This is a genomic window from Actinomadura sp. SCN-SB, from assembly GCF_043906805.1.
Taxonomy (GTDB): Bacteria; Actinomycetota; Actinomycetes; order Streptosporangiales; family Streptosporangiaceae; genus Spirillospora.
This window is the reverse complement of the sequence record NZ_JBIMPP010000031.1, coordinates 1-15,938: the sequence shown is the minus strand read 5'-3', so window position 1 is coordinate 15,938 and position 15,938 is coordinate 1. Positions and strand designations below refer to the sequence as shown.

The 15,938-nt window shown below is 72.9% G+C and carries 14 protein-coding genes and 1 pseudogene; 7 read left to right on the top strand and 8 right to left on the bottom strand.

All coding sequences use genetic code 11. From position 1 onward, the window contains the following. Nucleotides 1–23 precede the first annotated feature (23 nt). Nucleotides 24–887, bottom strand: a complete 864-nt coding sequence (locus ACGWYJ_RS20620; protein ID WP_395107794.1) for a DUF4349 domain-containing protein — start codon at nucleotides 885–887, stop codon at nucleotides 24–26. A gap of 182 nt (nucleotides 888–1,069) precedes the next feature. Here ACGWYJ_RS20620 and hemG point away from each other — a divergent pair, with 182 nt between their 5' ends. Then, entirely contained in the window at nucleotides 1,070–2,536 is a 1,467-nt protein-coding gene (gene hemG, locus ACGWYJ_RS20615; RefSeq protein WP_395107793.1) for a protoporphyrinogen oxidase, read from the top strand. Next, nucleotides 2,490–3,194: a hydrogen peroxide-dependent heme synthase gene (hemQ, locus tag ACGWYJ_RS20610; protein ID WP_395107792.1), complete on the top strand. Its 705-nt coding sequence runs from the start codon at nucleotides 2,490–2,492 to the stop codon at nucleotides 3,192–3,194. The genes hemG and hemQ overlap by 47 nt, the downstream gene beginning before the upstream one ends. Before the next feature lie 21 nt (nucleotides 3,195–3,215). On the opposite strand, the gene msrB is transcribed toward hemQ, so the two are convergent. Beyond that, entirely contained in the window at nucleotides 3,216–3,617 is a 402-nt protein-coding gene (gene msrB / locus ACGWYJ_RS20605; protein WP_395107791.1) for a peptide-methionine (R)-S-oxide reductase MsrB, read from the bottom strand. 89 nt (nucleotides 3,618–3,706) lie between these two features. On the opposite strand from msrB, the gene ACGWYJ_RS20600 reads away from it, so the two are divergent. Further along, a complete protein-coding gene (locus tag ACGWYJ_RS20600; protein ID WP_395107789.1) occupies nucleotides 3,707–4,795 on the top strand; it encodes a DNA polymerase domain-containing protein in 1,089 nt (362 codons plus the stop codon). Nucleotides 4,796–4,816: 21 nt separating this feature from the next. Then, nucleotides 4,817–5,590, top strand: a complete 774-nt coding sequence (locus ACGWYJ_RS20595) for an MBL fold metallo-hydrolase (RefSeq protein ID WP_395107788.1) — start codon at nucleotides 4,817–4,819, stop codon at nucleotides 5,588–5,590. 75 nt (nucleotides 5,591–5,665) lie between these two features. Here ACGWYJ_RS20595 and ACGWYJ_RS20590 read toward each other — a convergent pair whose 3' ends face one another. Next, the gene (locus ACGWYJ_RS20590) at nucleotides 5,666–7,639 is read right to left on the bottom strand and encodes a Xaa-Pro dipeptidyl-peptidase (protein ID WP_395107785.1); all 1,974 of its coding nucleotides are present in this window, start codon (nucleotides 7,637–7,639) and stop codon (nucleotides 5,666–5,668) included. A gap of 268 nt (nucleotides 7,640–7,907) precedes the next feature. Here ACGWYJ_RS20590 and ACGWYJ_RS20585 point away from each other — a divergent pair, with 268 nt between their 5' ends. Then, complete coding sequence (locus ACGWYJ_RS20585; RefSeq protein WP_395107784.1) at nucleotides 7,908–8,102, top strand: DUF4236 domain-containing protein; 195 nt, start codon at nucleotides 7,908–7,910, stop codon at nucleotides 8,100–8,102. A gap of 14 nt (nucleotides 8,103–8,116) precedes the next feature. On the opposite strand, the gene ACGWYJ_RS20580 is transcribed toward ACGWYJ_RS20585, so the two are convergent. From ACGWYJ_RS20580 to ACGWYJ_RS20570, 3 genes are all read right to left on the bottom strand, one after another. After that, on the bottom strand, nucleotides 8,117–9,559 hold the full coding sequence (locus ACGWYJ_RS20580; protein WP_395107782.1) for an aldehyde dehydrogenase family protein: 1,443 nt from the start codon (nucleotides 9,557–9,559) through the stop codon (nucleotides 8,117–8,119). Between the two features lie 78 nt (nucleotides 9,560–9,637). Then, nucleotides 9,638–12,073: a HelD family protein gene (locus tag ACGWYJ_RS20575; RefSeq protein ID WP_395107781.1), complete on the bottom strand. Its 2,436-nt coding sequence runs from the start codon at nucleotides 12,071–12,073 to the stop codon at nucleotides 9,638–9,640. A 209-nt stretch (nucleotides 12,074–12,282) separates the two neighbouring features. Beyond that, on the bottom strand, nucleotides 12,283–13,368 hold the full coding sequence (locus ACGWYJ_RS20570) for an ATP-dependent DNA ligase (RefSeq protein WP_395107780.1): 1,086 nt from the start codon (nucleotides 13,366–13,368) through the stop codon (nucleotides 12,283–12,285). A gap of 63 nt (nucleotides 13,369–13,431) precedes the next feature. Here ACGWYJ_RS20570 and ACGWYJ_RS20565 point away from each other — a divergent pair, with 63 nt between their 5' ends. Continuing rightward, complete coding sequence (locus tag ACGWYJ_RS20565; RefSeq protein ID WP_395107778.1) at nucleotides 13,432–14,133, top strand: dihydrofolate reductase family protein; 702 nt, start codon at nucleotides 13,432–13,434, stop codon at nucleotides 14,131–14,133. Here the strand turns inward: ACGWYJ_RS20565 and ACGWYJ_RS20560 are convergent. Next, on the bottom strand, nucleotides 14,112–14,870 hold the full coding sequence (locus ACGWYJ_RS20560; RefSeq protein WP_395107777.1) for a pyrimidine reductase family protein: 759 nt from the start codon (nucleotides 14,868–14,870) through the stop codon (nucleotides 14,112–14,114). The genes ACGWYJ_RS20565 and ACGWYJ_RS20560 overlap by 22 nt on opposite strands. Before the next feature lie 222 nt (nucleotides 14,871–15,092). Here ACGWYJ_RS20560 and ACGWYJ_RS20555 point away from each other — a divergent pair, with 222 nt between their 5' ends. Next, a complete protein-coding gene (locus tag ACGWYJ_RS20555) occupies nucleotides 15,093–15,449 on the top strand; it encodes a hypothetical protein (protein ID WP_395107774.1) in 357 nt (118 codons plus the stop codon). Nucleotides 15,450–15,475: 26 nt separating this feature from the next. On the opposite strand, the pseudogene ACGWYJ_RS20550 reads toward ACGWYJ_RS20555, so the two are convergent. Then, nucleotides 15,476–15,938 (bottom strand): annotated as a pseudogene (locus ACGWYJ_RS20550) (glycogen debranching enzyme); the annotation flags it as partial.

The window sequence follows — 15,938 nt, the reverse complement described above, 5'->3', positions numbered from 1 at the left end:
ACGACCGGCTCCTTGATCGACCGCTACTTGGGCGGCAGGCCGCCGCTGGAGCCGATCGGCCTGCGTGAGCGCAGCCTCCGCCACACCAGGTGGGCGGGGAACGCGAAGAGCGCGGCGAGGGCCAGGAACGGCAGCAGCCATCCGACGACGAGCGCCACGGCGGACAGGAAGGTGGTGAAGGTCGCCCAGCCGTCCTTGAGGCCGCCGACGAAGCCGCCCTCGTCCTTCTCCGGCGGCGCGTCCGGCCTGGGCGGCGTGGTGAGGACGAGCGTCGTGGTCGCGTAGCGGGTGCTGTGCTGGAGCGCCCTCTGCCGCGCCTGCAGCGCCTCCAGCTCGGCCTCCCGCTCGGCGATCTCCCCTTGCACGTTGATGATCTCCCGGACCGTCGTGGTGCGGTCGAGCAGCTTGCGGAAGGACGCCAGGACGGCCTCCGCCGACCGCACCCTGCTGTCGACGTCGGCGACCTCGCGGGCGACGTCCTCCGCGTGCTGGGACAGCGACAGCTTGCGGCCGAGCCGGCCCAGGTCGTTGAGGACGGTCGCGTGCCGGTCCGAGGGGATCTTAAGGGTGATGGTGGTGTCGCTGCCCGCGGTCGACGACTCGTTCTGGACGTAGCCGCCCGCGGCGAGTGTGATCTGCTTGGCCTTGGCCGTGGCCTGGTCGACGTTGGGGGTGCTGACGCGGAGCCTGGCCGTGTAGACGACGGACTGGTTGGTCTGCGGCTCCGGGGCGCCCTGCCGGTTGTTGGCGCCCCCGGTCCCGCGGCCGGCCTTGGCGCCGCGGTCCTGTCCGCCCTGGAGTTCCCTGGCCGCGCTGTTCGCGGTGTCGCTGCCGCCGCCCCCGCCGCAGGCGGCCAGGAAACCGGCCAGCAGCAGGACGGCGAGCACGCACGTGGCGTGTCTGACGGGTCTGACGATCCGCATGGCGCTCTGACGGGGTGATCCCGGTCACCGTTCCGGTGAGCGCGTCGCGATATGGGCACGATGAGGCCGCGCGGAGGTCACGCCGTGCCCGGCCGTACGGGTGGGGTGATGACGGGTTCCCGGGAGGTATCTGGAATCTTGGAGGCATGAGCACCTCCCATGTCGCGGTGATCGGCGCCGGGATCGCGGGCCTCGTCGCGGCGCGTGAGCTGGCCCGCGCGGGCCGCCGCGTCACCGTTCTGGAGGGTTCCCCGCGGATCGGCGGGAAGCTCAAGGTCAGCGAGGTGGGCGGCCTGCCGGTGGACGAGGGCGCGGAGGCGATGCTGGTGCGCCGCCCCGAGGGCCTCGACCTGGTCGGTCAGCTCGGCCGTGGCGGCGAGCTGGTGCACCCGGGAACGACGTCCTCGGCGATCCTGAGCCGCGGCGCTCTGCGGAGGCTACCCGAGGGCCAGGTGATGGGCGTCCCGTCCGATCTGCGTGCCCTGGCGGCCTCGCAGGTGCTGTCGGCGCAGGGGCTGGCGCGGGTGCCGCTGGACCTGGTGCTCCCGGAGACCCCGCGCGGCGCGGACGTGTCGGTGGCCGGCTACATCGGCGCCCGCATGGGCCGGGAGGTCGTGGACCGGCTGGTGGAGCCGCTGCTGGGCGGCGTGTACGCGGGACGCGCCGAGGAGCTGTCGTTCGAGGCGACGCTGCCGCAGGTGGCCACCGCGGCGCGCTCGCACCGGTCGCTGATCGGCGCCGTGCGCGGGATCCGGGCCGCCGCGCCCGCCGCCACCGGGCCCGTGTTCGCCACGCTGCCCGGCGGCCTGGGCCGCCTCGCGGAACTGGTCGCCGCCGACGTCGCCGCCGCCGGCGGGACGATCCGCACCGGGGCGATGGTGCGCGAGCTGAGGAGACGCCCCGAGGGGTGGCGGCTGACGGTGGGCCCCGCGCGCGACCCCGAGGCGGTGGCCGCCGACGCCGTGGTTATCGCCGTCCCGGCGGCGCCCGCCTCTCGCCTGCTGGCCGAGGACGTCCCGGCGGCGTCGCAGGAGCTGGCAGGCATCGAGTACGCCGGCATGGCCATCGTCACCCTCGTCTACCGCGAGACCGCGTTCCCCCGGCTTCCGCGCGCCAGCGGGTACCTCGTCCCGGCGGTCGAGGGGCAGAACGTCAAGGCGGTCACCTTCAGTTCCATCAAGTGGCCCCATCTGCGCGACGAGGGGCCCGGCCTCATCGCCGTGCGGTGCTCCATCGGCCGGTACGGGGAAGAGCACCTTCTCCAAAGAAGCGACGACGACCTCAAGGCGGCCGCGATGGCGGACCTGGCCGCGACCTGCGGCATGTCGGAGCTCCCCATCGACAGCCGCGTCACCCGCTGGGGCGGGGGGCTTCCGCAGTACAACGTGGGCCACGTCGATCGGGTGGCGCGCATCCGCGCCGCCGTGGCGCGCCAGCCGGGCCTGGCCGTGGCGGGGGCCGCCTATGACGGATTGGGCATCCCGGCCTGCATCGCGAGCGCGCGCGCCGCGGTGGCCCGGGTGCAGGAGTTCCTGGACACTACGAGCAGTCGGGGAGGATCGAGCCATGGCAGCGACGGACAAGGCGAGCAAGCCCAAGGCACGCGACCTTAACCAGATCATCCGCTACACGATGTGGTCGGTGTTCCGGGTGTCGGACACGGGCCGGATCGGGGAGCCGGACGCCGGGGAGGTGCAGGACCTCCTCGACCAGGCCGCGCAGAAGGACGTGACCACCCGCGGCCTCTACGACGTCGCGGGCCTGCGGGCCGACGCCGACTACATGTTCTGGTGGCACGCCCCCACCTCGGAGGACCTCCAGGAGATCTACTCCCGGTTCCGCCGCACCGCCCTGGGCCGCGCCAGCGAGCCGGTGTGGTCGCAGATGGCGCTGCACCGTCCCGCGGAGTTCAACAAGAGCCACGTCCCGGCGTTCCTCGCCGGTGAGGAGCCCCGCGCGCACGTGTGCGTGTACCCGTTCGTGCGCTCGTACGAGTGGTACCTGCTGCCGGACGAGGAGCGCCGCGCCATGCTCGCCGAGCACGGCCAGATGGCGCGCGGCTTCCCGGACGTGCGGGCCAACACCGTTCCCGCGTTCGCGCTGGGCGACTACGAGTGGATCCTGGCGTTCGAGGCCGACGAACTGCACCGCATCGTCGACCTCATGCGGCATCTGCGGGGGTCCACGGCGCGCCGCCACGTCCGCGAGGAGGTCCCCTTCTACACCGGCCGCCGCAAGCCGGTCGCGGAGCTCATCGCGAGCCTCCCGTAGCGCCGGCGGGCGGCCGGGCCGTCACTCGGCGGGCTCCAGGGTGAGCGAGATCGAGTTGATGCACCAGCGCTGGTCGGTCGGGGTGTCGTAGCCCTCGCCCTCGAACACGTGCCCCAGGTGGGAGTCGCAGGTGGCGCAGCGCACCTCGGTGCGGACCATGCCGAGCGAGCGGTCCTCGACGAGGGTGACCGCGTCGGAGTCGGACGGCGCGTAGAACGAGGGCCAGCCGCAGTGCGACTCGAACTTCTGCTCGGACCGGAACAGCTCGGAACCGCAGGCCCGGCACCGGTAGACACCGACGGTCTTGGTGTCGTTGTACTCGCCCGTGAAGGGGCGTTCGGTGCCCGCCTCACGCAGGACGTGGTACTCCTCGGGCGTGAGCTGGGCGCGCCACTCTTCCTCGCTCTTCTGGATCTTCGCCATGTCCTCGACGGTACCGCGCCGCGGCGGCGTTCCGCCTGCTCGGGGGCTCGTCCCGGGGGATGTCGCAGCCGTGGGCTACCGTTTCGTGCATGGCCTCGCCGTTCATCGAGATCCCGGTGGGGGATCGGCTCGTCAAGGTGACCAACCCCGACAAGGTGTACTTCCCGGAGCACGGCTACACCAAGCGGCAGCTCGTGGAGTACTACATCGCCGTGGGAGAGGGCATCCTGCGCGCCACCCGCGACCGCCCGACCACCCTGGAACGGTGGCCCGCCGGGGTCTTCGAGGGGGCCAGGATGGCCACCCGCGAGGACTACGCGCGTGGGCAGGCGGGCTTCGGGGCGGGCAAGTCGGACGCTTTCTACCAGAAGCGCATCCCCAAGGGGGCGCCGAGCTGGGTGCCGTCCGCCCGCATCGAGTTCCCCAGCGGCCGGTCCGCCGACGAGGTCTGCCCCTCGGAGGTGGCCGTGATCGCCTGGGCGGCCAACCTCGGCACGCTCACCTTCCATCCCTGGCCGGTGCGCGCCGACGACGTCGACCACCCCGATGAGCTGCGCATCGACCTCGACCCGCAGCCCGGGACGACCTTCGAGGACGCCAAGCGGGTGGCGCTGGGCCCCGCCCGCGACCTGCTGGGCGAGCTGGGCTACACCGGTTTCGTGAAGACGTCGGGCAAGGCCGGCGTGCACATCTACGTGCGGGTCGAGCCGCGCTGGACGTTCACCGAGGTGCGCCGGGCCGCGCTGGCCTTCGGCCGGGAGGTCGAGCGCCGCGTCCCCGACCAGGTGACCACCCGGTGGTGGAAGGAGGAGCGCGGGGAGCAGATCTTCATCGACTTCAACCAGAACGCCCGCGACCGGACCATCGCCTCCGCCTACAGCGTCCGTCCCGCCCCGCACGCGCCCGTGTCCGCGCCCGTGACCTGGGACGAGCTGCCGGACATCGTGCCGGAGGACTTCACGATCGCCACCATGCCGGAGCGGTTCGCCGAGGTCGGCGACCCGCATGCGGCGATCGACGACCGGGCGTTCTCGCTGGAGCCGCTGCTGGAGATGGCCGACCGCGACGAGGCCGAGCACGGCCTGGGCGACATGCCCTATCCACCGAACTATCCGAAGATGCCCGGTGAGCCCAAGCGCGTCCAGCCCAGCAAGGACCGCGACGGCCGCTCGACCTGACCCGTGCCGGAGGCCGATTCCATGACCGCTGACCTCAGCGTCCGCTACCTGGGCGGGCCCACCGCCGTCATCGAGGCCGGGGGGCTGCGGCTGGTCACCGACCCCACCTTCGACGAGCCCGGCGACCACCCGATCGGCGACCGGGCGCTGACCAAGACCATGCCGCCGTCCGCGGGGCCGGGCGAGGTGGGGCCGGTCGACGCCGTCCTGCTCTCGCACGACCAGCATCCCGACAACCTGGATCGGTCCGGCCGCGCCTACCTGGGCGGCGTGCCGCTCACCCTCTCGACCGGCTCGGCGCGCGGGCGGCTCGGCGACCCGGTCCGGGCGCTGCCCAACTGGGAGCACGTCGAGCTGCCCCGCCCGGACGGCGGGACGCTGCGGGTGACCGGGGTGCCCGCGCTGCACGGCCCGCCCGGCACCGAACACCTGGTCGGGGAGGTGACCGGCTTCGTGCTGAGCGGGTCCGGGCTGCCCACCACCTATGTCAGCGGCGACAACGCCTCGCTCGACCTCGTCCGCGCCATCGCCGGGCGCCTCGGCCCGATGGACGTCGCGGTCCTGTTCGCGGGCGGCGCGAAGACCCCGCTGGTCGGGGACGCCTACCTGACGCTCTCCAGCGAGCAGGCCGCGGAGGCCGCCCGGATCCTCGGCGCGCCACAGGTCGTCCCGGTGCATTTCGAGGGCTGGGCGCACTTCACCCAGGGGCGTGACACGCTGCTCCCCGCGTTCGAGCGGCTGGGGCTGGCCGACCGGCTGCATCTGCTCGCGCCCGGAGAGACCGTCCGGCTCTGACGCCGTTCCGGGGCGGAACGAGCCGCCCGTCCCGTGACCGGGTGCGGGCGGCTCGTTCGGCCGAGCCGGACGGTCCTACTTGAAGGTGCGCGGCTGCTTGGGCAGGACCACGTTCACCGGTCCGCGCCAGGCGCCGTCCTCCTGCGGGGCGACCAGCGTCGAGACGTCGCCGCCCGCGAACGGCACCACGGGCACGGAGATCGAGCTGCCCGCCAGGTCCACGGTCACCCGGGCGCCCGTGGGCGTCTCGGTGGTGTAGTCGGCGTCCGTGCCGGCCACGATCAGCGCCAGCCGGTGCCCCTTCTTCACCACGTACTCCTGGCTCAGCGTCTCCCACCGCACCGTGTAGTACTTGCCCGGGACGAGCGGCGACGGGTCGCTGAGCGACGACCGGTTCCGCGCGTCCAGCCAGCCGCGCGCCACCACGTTCACCGGCGAGGTGACCGTGGTCGTGCGGGTCCGCCGGTAGCAGGCGTCGTCGGCCGCCGTGCTCTCGCCGTGGCAGCTCTCGTCGGTCAGGGTCTCGATGCCCTCGCCTCTGCCGAGGTAGTCCACCCGCGTGTCCTCGCCGTAGTCGACCAGCAGGGCGGTCAGGTTGGCGGCCGGCCGGTCCGCCTTGATCCTCAGCCGGGCGGACGGGGTGCCGGAGACGCGGGCGCTCACCGGCGCCGGGCCCGACACGTACGCCAGCCGGTACGGCTTGGCCGTCGTCGGGTCGCTGACCAGGTCACTTTCGGAATGGCCGAAGCCCTGCGGCCCGGCCGCGTCGGTGTAGGCCGCGGTCACGCCCTTGGCCGCGGGCTTGAGCCCGAGGGAGCCGTCCGCGCCGGGACGCAGCGTCAGCGTGCGGGCGCCGGGGGCCGGCCAGTCCGCCTGGGTGATCCACTGGTCCGGGCCGACCTCGATGTCCGCGCGGGGCTGCCGCAGCACGTCGTTCCGCACCTTGTGCAGCTCGTGGTCGAACCACTTGTGCAGCGTCTCGACCCAGTACTCGCGGCGCGTGTCGAACGGGTCGACATGGCCACGCTGGGAGATCCACACCTTGCGGGTGACGTTGTTCCTGGCCAGGCCCCTCCACCACAGGGCGAAGTGGTTGTCCTTGACGTTCAGGTCGTTGGCCCCGTGGAACGCGAAGACGCTGGCCCGCACGTTGTTCACGGTGCCGATCGTGCCCTTGCGGTAGTTGGACTCCGTCCAGTAGGCGTTGTAGTCGCCGGTGGCGTCGTCCTCGCCCTCGTCCAGCTCGGCGCGCACCGCTGCGCACTTCTCGGGCGGGTCGGTGTCGACGAAGTCGGCCAGGAAGGGCTGCTCGTCGTTCCAGTACTTCACGCCGTTCATCCGGCTGTAGTCGTACCAGCTGCTGATCGCCGAGATCGGGACGATGGTCTCCAGGCCCTTGACGCCGGTGGCGGCCACGCCGTTGGCCAGCGTCCCGTCGTAGGACTTCCCGATCATGCCGGTGCGCCCGGTGCTCCAGGACGCCCGCACGCCGGCACCGTCGGGCCCGTACGCCTTGGCGCGGCCGTTCAGCCAGTCCACGACGGCCTTGACGCCGAGCACGTCGGGCGCGCCGCCGCTGGTGGGGCAGCCGTCCGACCGGGTCGTCCCGATCATGTCGACGGCCAGGAACGCGTACCCGCGGGGCACGAAGTAGTTGTCGTAGTACAGCGGGAACTTCACGACGTTGCCCGCCGCGTCGTACACCTTCCGCTCGGACTCGTTACCGCGCCCGGCGTTGTCGTAGTAGGGGCTCGCGTCCATGATCACGGGAACCCGGAGCCCCTTGCCGGACTCCTTGGGCCGCACGATGTCCACGCGCACCCGGTCCCGCCTGCCGTCGCGGTCGCTGTCGACGGGCGACTCGACGTACACGTGCTCGCGGATGGCGTCCTGGTACGAGAAGACCGGCTGGGTGACGCCGTTCTTCACCACGATCCTCGGCTTCGCGGCGCCGGCCTGGGCGACACCGCCCGCGCCCACCACCGTCGCGGCCGTCAGCACGGCCAGCGCGGCGGTCCGCCGGGTTCGTCGCAGGGAGCTCCTGGGCAACCCGCACCTCCGAAAAGGGTCGATCACAATGGATGATCAACTGTCTGCGAGGCACAGGTTCCTCGACCTCCGCCCTCCGGTAAAGGTGGCGAGAGTGATGACTCGGTCCGGATTTGGTCGTGAGTTGCCCTTGCGTGGTCTCCCGGGCCGCCCGCGTCCGGGCGTCCGCAACCGGCATTACGGGCGACACGCAATGGGACGGGCGCATGCCGCCCGTCCCGTCCGGGGATCGGCCACCCAGACCGCATGCCCGAGCCGAGGAGAGACCGTGGGCTGGAGCTACCGGAAGTCGATCAAGGTGGGGCCGTTCCGGTTCAACCTGTCGCGCAGGGGCGTCGGCCACAGCGTGGGTCGGCGCGGCGTCCGCTACACCAGGGCCGCCGACGGCCGCCGGGAGATGACCTTCCGCATCCCCGGCACGGGACTGTCCTGGCGGCGCCCTCTCGGGTCGCGGCGCCGCTGAACAGGCCGGCGTCTCTAGAAGTCGAACACCCCCGCCTTCTCGCGGGTGTAGGCCAGCACCGAGTCGTTGCCGTAGCCGCTGTCCTTGATGCCCTCCAGGGGGAACATGACCTTGCGGAAGGTGTTGACCCAGACCGTGCCCGCCTCCAGGTTGCGGAACATGCGCTGGGCGGTGCCGAGGTCGCGGGTCCACACCCCGGCGGCCAGGCCGTACGACGAGTCGTTGGCGATGGCGACGGCCTCCTCCTCGGTGTCGAAGGGCAGGACGACGGCGACCGGCCCGAAGATCTCCTCCTGGCAGACGCGCAGGCGGTTGTCCTCGGTGGCGAAGAGGGTGGGCTCGACCCAGTAGCCGCCGGCCAGCCTCGGGTCGCCGACGACCTCGGGGCCGAAGCGCCCCCCGAAGACCAGGTCGGCGCCCTCCTTGGTGCCCAGCTCCAGGTAGGACGTGACGCGCTCGTACTGTTCCCTGGAGACGATTGGCCCCATCGTGGTGTCGCGTGACATGGGGTCGCCCAGCGTGATGCCGGCGGCGATGGCCGTCATGCGCTCGATCATCTCGGCGTAGACGGGGCGCTGCACGAGGATGCGGGAGCCGCCGTAACAGATCTGGCCCGCGTTCGGGGTGAAGATGGCCTGGGTGGTGACGCCGGGGGCGGCCTTGTCCAGGTCGGCGTCGGCGAACACGATGTTGGGCGACTTGCCGCCCAGTTCCAGGGCGAGCGGCTTGAGCGAGTCCGCGGAGGCGCGGGTGATGATCTGGGCGGTCTCGACCGAGCCGGTGAGGCTGATCTTGTTGACGCCGCGGTGCCGGACGAGGGGGTCGCCGACCTCCTCGCCGAGACCGGAGACGATGTTGAGCGTGCCCGGCGGCAGCACCTCGCGCAGCAGCTCGCCGACCCGCAGGGACGAGACGGTGGCCTGCTCGGCGGGCTTGATGACGACGGTGTTGCCGGCGGCGAGCGCGAAGGCCGCCTTGGCGGAGAGCGTGGAGATCGGGGAGTTCCAGGGGATGATGCCGAGCGTGACCCCGTACGGCTCGCGGCGGGTCATCCCCTGGCTGGTCGCGCCGAAGTCGACGGCCCTGGCCTCGACGGCGGCGGCGCACTGGTCGGCGGCGCTGCCCCAGAGGTAGGTCATGCCGGGCAGGTCCCGCTCGGCGGTCTCGGTGATGATCCGGCCGTTGTCGCGGGTCTCCAGCTCGGCCAGCTCCGTGGCGTGCTCGGCGAAGACCCCGGCGACCTTGCGCAGGTAATGGGCCCTGGCGGCGGCGGGCAGCCGGGACCACGCCGGGAAGGCGGCGCGGGCGGCGGCCACCGCCGCGTCCGCGTCCTCGGCCCCGCTGCGGGGGACCGTGGCCCAGACCTCGCCGGTGGCCGGGTCGATCGAGTCGAGCGTGCCGCCGCCCGCCGCCTTCCGTAGCTCTCCGCCGATCAGGTTGGAGTACTCCCGTGTCATCGCCGTCCCTTCCCGGATGTCAGCACGTGACCAAGCGTACGCTTGGTCAGGCTCGGGACGGAACCCTCGCGATCGTTCTCAGCGGCCGGCCAGGGCCGGGGGCAGGTCGCCGTCGTGGACGACGGTCAGGCGGCGGGTCGGGCGCGTGATGGCGACGTAGAGGTCCTGGCCTCCGCGCGGGGACTCGGAGGTGATGCCGGCCGGGTCCACCACGATGACCGAGTCGAACTCCAGACCCTTGGCCTCCTCGGCGGTCAGGACGACGACCGGGGAGTCCAGCGCCTCGGGCGTGGCGCCCGCGGGGGCGTCCGGCAGCGCCGTGCACACGTCGGGATGGCGGGCGCAGGAGGAGATCACCGCGAGCCGTCCCTCGCCGGACCCGCCGCGGATCCGGCCCAGCTCCGCGGCGACCAGCATCGGCAGCCTGACCTCCAGGGCGGACGCGGGGATGCGCACGGCCGATGGGGGCGGGCCATCGTCGCGGACGGGCTCCGGCGGCACCTGGTCGGGGGCGACCTCCGCCAGCACGTCCGCCGCCACCTTCATGATCGCCGCCGGGGTGCGGTAGTTGATCAGCAGCCGCTGCTCGCGCCACCGTCCGGGGACGTAGCGGTCCAGCATCTGCCCCCACGAGCGGGCGCCGGCGGGGCTGCCCGTCTGCGCGATGTCGCCGACCACGGTCAGGGACCGGGTGGGGACGCGGCGCATCACCGTCCGCCAGGCCATCTCCGACAGCTCCTGCGCCTCGTCCACGATCACGTGCCCGTACGCCCACCGGCGGTCGGACGCGGCGCGCTCGGCGGTGGTCGGCGCCGGGCCGGTGTCGCGGTTGAGGTCGGCGAGGGTGGCGGCGTCCAGCACCGGCCGGCCGTCCATCATCTTGAGGTCGGCCACGCCGGTCACCTGCATGACCTCGCGGGCGTACAGCTCCTCTTCCTCCCGCTCCGCCTCGGCGCGGCGCCGCCGGATGCGCTCGGGGGTGTCGTCCTGGCCGAGCCATTCGGCGGCCTCGTCCAGCAGGGGTACGTCCGGCACCGTCCAGGGGGCGTCCGCCGCGCGGTGCAGGAGACGGCGTTCGGCCGGTGTGAGTCCCGCCTCGGCGCCGACGCGGTCGAGCGCGGCCGGGTCGGAGAACAGGTCGGACAGCAGCCGTTGCGGGCTCAGCTCGGGCCACAGCTCGTCGAGCGCGCGGCGGACGGCCGGGTCGCGCCAGAGGGCCTCCTTCGAGAGCCGCAGGTCCGTCTCGTCCAGGAGCGGTGTGTCCTCGGCCTCGTCGATCAGTTCCTGAAGCCACTCGGGGACCTGGCCGGAGGCCATCATCTCCGCCAGCGGCTCGTCGGCGATCCGGTCGTACTGCTCGGCGCGGTTCAGGGCGAGGGCGTCCAGGAGGTCGTGGATGTACAGGCGGCGCTGGATGTTGTGCGGCGCGCGAACCGCCCGCGCGCGGTCGCGCGCCTGGACGCACTTCTCGTGCGGGACGCGCAGCACCATGTCGTCCACCTCGATCTCAAGGTCGCCCTCGGGGACGCGCTGCCGGTCCCGTACGGCGGCCTCGACCACCGCCGCCATGCGCAGGTCGCCCTTGAGGACGGCCACGCCGGGCGGCTCGGCCCGGGTGGCGCGCACTCCGGGGTACAGCTCGCCGACCGTGACCAGGGCGACGTCGGTCTCGCCGAGACCGGGGAGCACCTGCTCGATGTAGCGCAGGAACGTCGCGTTCGGTCCCACGATGAGGACGCCGCGGCGTTCCAGCACGTCCCGATGGGTGTAGAGCAGGTAGGCGGCGCGGTGCAGGGCCGCGACCGTCTTCCCGGTGCCGGGGCCGCCCTGCACCACCAGCACGCCTTGCAGTCCGGAACGGATGACCTGGTCCTGTTCCTCCTGGATGGTGGCGACCACGTCGGTCATCCGCCCGGTGCGGCCACGGCGCAGCGTCGCCAGCAGCGCGGCCTCGCCGACGATCGTGCTCCGGTCGGACGCGGCCAGGCCGTCCAGGTCGAACACCTCGTCGTCCAGCCCGACCACCGTGCGCTCCCGCAGGTGCAGGTGGCGGCGGCGGGCCAGCGTGCCGGGGGAGCCCGGCGTGGCGGTGTAGAACGGGCGTGCCGCCTCGGCACGCCAGTCGATCAGCAGCGGCTCGCGGTCCTCGTCGCGCAGCCCGATCCGCCCGATGTAGAACGTCTCGCCCGGCACGCCGTCCTCGGCGCGGTGGTCGATGCGGCCGAAGCACAGGGCGCGCTCCACCGCGGAGAGCCGGGCCAGCCTGCGCGCCGCCTCGTCCGTGGTGACCTCGCGCTCGACCCGGGCCTGGAGGACCGAGCCCCCGCCCTGACCGGGACCTTCGCGCAGCGTCCTCGCGGCCCGGTCGCGCTCGGCGTCCAGCCGCCCGTAGACCCGGGTGACGTACTCCTGCTCGGTGCGCAGAGCGGCCGCGAGGGCGTCGTCGCCACCGCCGCCGGTGCCCTCGGTCGCGGAAGAAGACGCGGCCACGGGGTTGACTTGACGGGCTCCCATGCGTCCAGTACACTCCTAAACGTAAGGTGGAGTTTCGTGTGCGCGAAAGCAGCGCGCAGTCCAGCGTAGCATTCACCGGTGCGCCCCGGGTGCCCGCGCGTCAGCGCCGCCCGGGATTTTTTCTGCCCGATCCGGCTTGCGCCCTGACTGGAGCAGACCTATTTGCGGCCCTGCCGAGGCCGGCCGCGCCGCTGGAGGTGGGGCAGGGCCTACTGGTGCTGGTGCGGGCCGGCGAAGATGTCGTCCAGGTCGTAGTCGACCGGCACCTCAAGCTGGTCGTAGGTGCAGGACTCCGGGGTGCGGTCGGGGCGCCAGCGGCGGAACCGTGCGGTGTGCCGGATGCGCTCGCCCTCCATGCCCTCGTAGGCGACCTCGGCCACCAGCTCGGGACGCAGGGCCACCCAGCTCAGATCCTTCTTGCCGGTCCAGCGGGAGACCGCGCCCGGCATCCGGTCGCCGGTGGCCTCCGGGTCGGCCTGGCGGGCCCAGTTCTCCCAGGGATGGCCGGTGTAGTCCTTCATCCGGTAGGGCTCGAGCTCCTTGACGAGCTCGGCGCGGCGCTTCATCGTGAACGACGCCGCGACCCCGACGTGTTGCAGGTGGCCCTCGGAGTTGTAGAGGCCGAGCAGCAGCGAGCCCACGATCGGCCCGGACTTGTGCCACCGGAAGCCCGCCACCACGCAGTCGGCGGTGCGCTCGTGCTTGACCTTGAACAGCACCCGCTTGTCGGGCTCGTAGACCAGGTCGAGCGGCTTGGCGATCACGCCGTCCAGGCCGGCGCCCTCGAACTCCTCGAACCAGCGCAGCGCCGTCTCGTAGGAGTCGGACGCGGGCGTGACATGGATCGGCGCGTTCACCGACCCCAGCGTGTCGACCAGCCGCCGCCGCCGCTCGCCCAGCGGCACGTCCATCAGCGACTCGTCGCCCAGGGCCAGCAGGTCGAAGGCGAGGTAGGACGCGGGGATCTGCTCGGAGAGCAGCTTGATCCGGGACGCGGCCGGGTGGATGCGCCACTGGAGCCGCTCGAAGTCGAGCTGCGAGCCGTTGCGCAGCACGATCTCGCCGTCCACGACGCAGCGCTCGGGCAGCTCCCGCTTGACCGCCTCGACGAGCTCGGGGAAGTAGCGGGTCAGCGGGCGCTCGCCGCGGCTGGACAACTCCACCTCGTCGCCGTCGCGGAACACGATGCACCGGAAGCCGTCCCACTTCGGCTCGTACAGCACATCGCCCTTGGGCATGGTCTTGACCGCCTTGGCCAGCATGGGCGGCAGCGGCGGGCTGATCGGCAGGTCCATGGCCCCATCTTGCTCCCTACCACTGACGATGTGCCTCCCCAGGGCGCCCTAAGATCCGATTCCATGCGCCGACTGCTGCCCGAGCCTCCCGCCCGCACCGACCCGTGGGAGGCGTACGCGGACGTCCCGGGCGTGCGCGTCGGCATGGTGATGAGCGTGGACGGCTCGGCCACCGACGCCGAGGGCTGGACCGACGGGCTGGGCGGGGAGGCCGACTTCCGGGTGTTCCGGACGCTGCGGGCGCTGGCGGACGTGATCCTGGTCGGCGCCGGCACCGCCCGCACCGGCAGGCTCGGCCCGGCACGGCTGGGGCGCGGGCTGCGGGACCGGCGCGGCGGCCCGCCCGCTCCGATCGCCGTGGTGAGCCGGTCGCTGGACCTGGACTGGACGCTGCCGCTGTTCACCGCGGCCGAGACCCCGACGATCGTGGTGACCTCGCGCGCCGCCGCCGCGGCGTCCCGGGTTTCCGGGGTTGTGCGGGTCGTGACGGCGGGTGAGGAGGACGTCGATCTCCGGGCGGGCGTGCAAGCCCTCCGGGCCGAGTATCCGAGGCTGCTGTGCGAGGGCGGGCCGTCGCTGGTCGGCTCGCTGCTCAAGGAGGGCCTGGTGGACGAGCTGTGCCTCAGCGTCGCCCCGGCCCTCCTGGGCGGCGACCACCACACCCGGCTCGTGAGCGGGCTCCCCGCCGAGGTCGCGCTGGACCCCGCCGCCGTCTACCTGGACGAGGGCGTGCTGTTCCTGCGTTACGCCGTCGCCCGCAGGTAGCGGAGGAAGAGGAAGCCTTCGTCCTCGGCGTCCACGAGGGCGTGGACCAGGCGCAGCCCGGCGCGGGCGCCGGGAAGGGGCGGCCCGTTCAGGACGCGCTGAGAGGCGCCCGCCGCCAGGACGGGGCTCAGCGTCAGGCACAGCTCGTCCAGCAGGCCCGCCGCCGCGACCCGCGCGAGGACATGCGGCCCGCCCTCGCAGAGCAGCCGCCCGTACCCGCGTTCGGCCATCTGGGCGAACGCGGAGCCGAAGTCGACACTCCCGGTGCCCGCGACGATGACCTCGGCGTGCTCGCGGGCGGCTTCGAGCCGCGCGGGGTCGGCGCCCTGGACGGTCAGCACCATCGTCGGGGCGTCGGGGGCGGCCTCGGTGAAGATGGGGGAGACGAAGTCGAGGTCGAGCGACCTCGACACGATGGCGATCGCGGGCGTGGCGGGGCGCCCCTCGCGCAGCCGCCCCCAGGACGGGTCGGGACGGGCCGGGCCGTAGCCCTCCGCCCGTACCGTCCCGGCTCCCACGACGACCGCGTCGCACAGCCCGCGGAGCAGGGCGAACAGCTCCCGGTCGGCCGCGCAGCCGAGCCCCCCGCTGCGTCCTTCCAGGGCCGCGGCGCCGTCCGCGCTCGCGATCATGTTCGCCCGCACCCAGGTCCCGTCCCGGGACGCGCCGGGCGGGTAGGCGTAGGCCGCGGCCACGTCGACCGTGCTCGGATCAGGGGACAGCCGCCGCATCCGCATGCGCGTCAAGCTACTGCACCAGGCCCCCGCGCCGAGGATCCGTGTACGCAACGGCCACATTTCATAACGGTCTGTGGTGTGTTCCGTGCGTTTCCGGCATGTCGGTGGACGATTGGGAGGACACTACGGCCAGGGGACGGACAACCGCACCGAAGGGGGAACGGGGTGGAGTTCGTGGCGCTCGGCGCCTGGATTCTCGCCGCTGTAGGAGGAACGCGTCTGATGGCCGCCCGGACGGCGCAGGGGGGACTGTTCCGGCATCCGACGAAGGTGACGCCCTTCCCGTTGCTGGTCACGGTGGGACATCCCGCCGCGGCGCTGGTCGGGCTGGCGGCGTGGGTCGCCCTCCTGGTGACGGGGCGGTCCTGGTGCGCCTGGGTGGCCTTCGCCGCCCTGGTCGTCGTCATCATCGAGGGGTTCATGCTGTTCACCCGCTGGCTCGTGGGCCAGACCGGCGGGCGCCACGCCAAGGGCACCGACGAGGTCTTCCCCGCCACGGCCGTCGCCGTCCACGGCATCGCGGCGGCGGCGACGCTCGTGCTGGTGTTCCTGACCGCCATCCGCGTCGGGACAGGGTGAGACGGTCGTGAGGCGGGCCGCGGGCGTCAGGCGACGCGGCGGAGCACGGTGAGGGACCGACCGGCGACGGTGACCTGGTCGCGCGCCTTGACCCGTGGCCGTTCGCCGGTGCCGCGCGGGTCGGCCGTGTCCAGCGTGAACTCCCAGCGCTCCCCGTACTCCGCGCCGGGCAGCACGAAGTCCACCGGCTCGGAATGCGCGTTGAACAGCAGCACGAACGAGTCGTCCTCGATCGGGCGGCCCCGCGGGTCGGGCTCGGTGATCGCGTCGCCGTTGAGGAACACGCCGAGCGACTTGGCGAACCCGGCCTGCCAGTCGTGGTCGGTCATCGGCTCGCCCGCGGGGGTGAGCCAGGCGATGTCCGGCGCGTCCCCGGCGGGGCCGCCGGCGCCGCCGGTGAAGAAGCGGCGGCGGCGGAACACGGGGTGGTCGCGGCGCAGCCGCGACAGGGCCCGGACGAACTCCAGCTCGGTCTCGGCGATGTCGCCG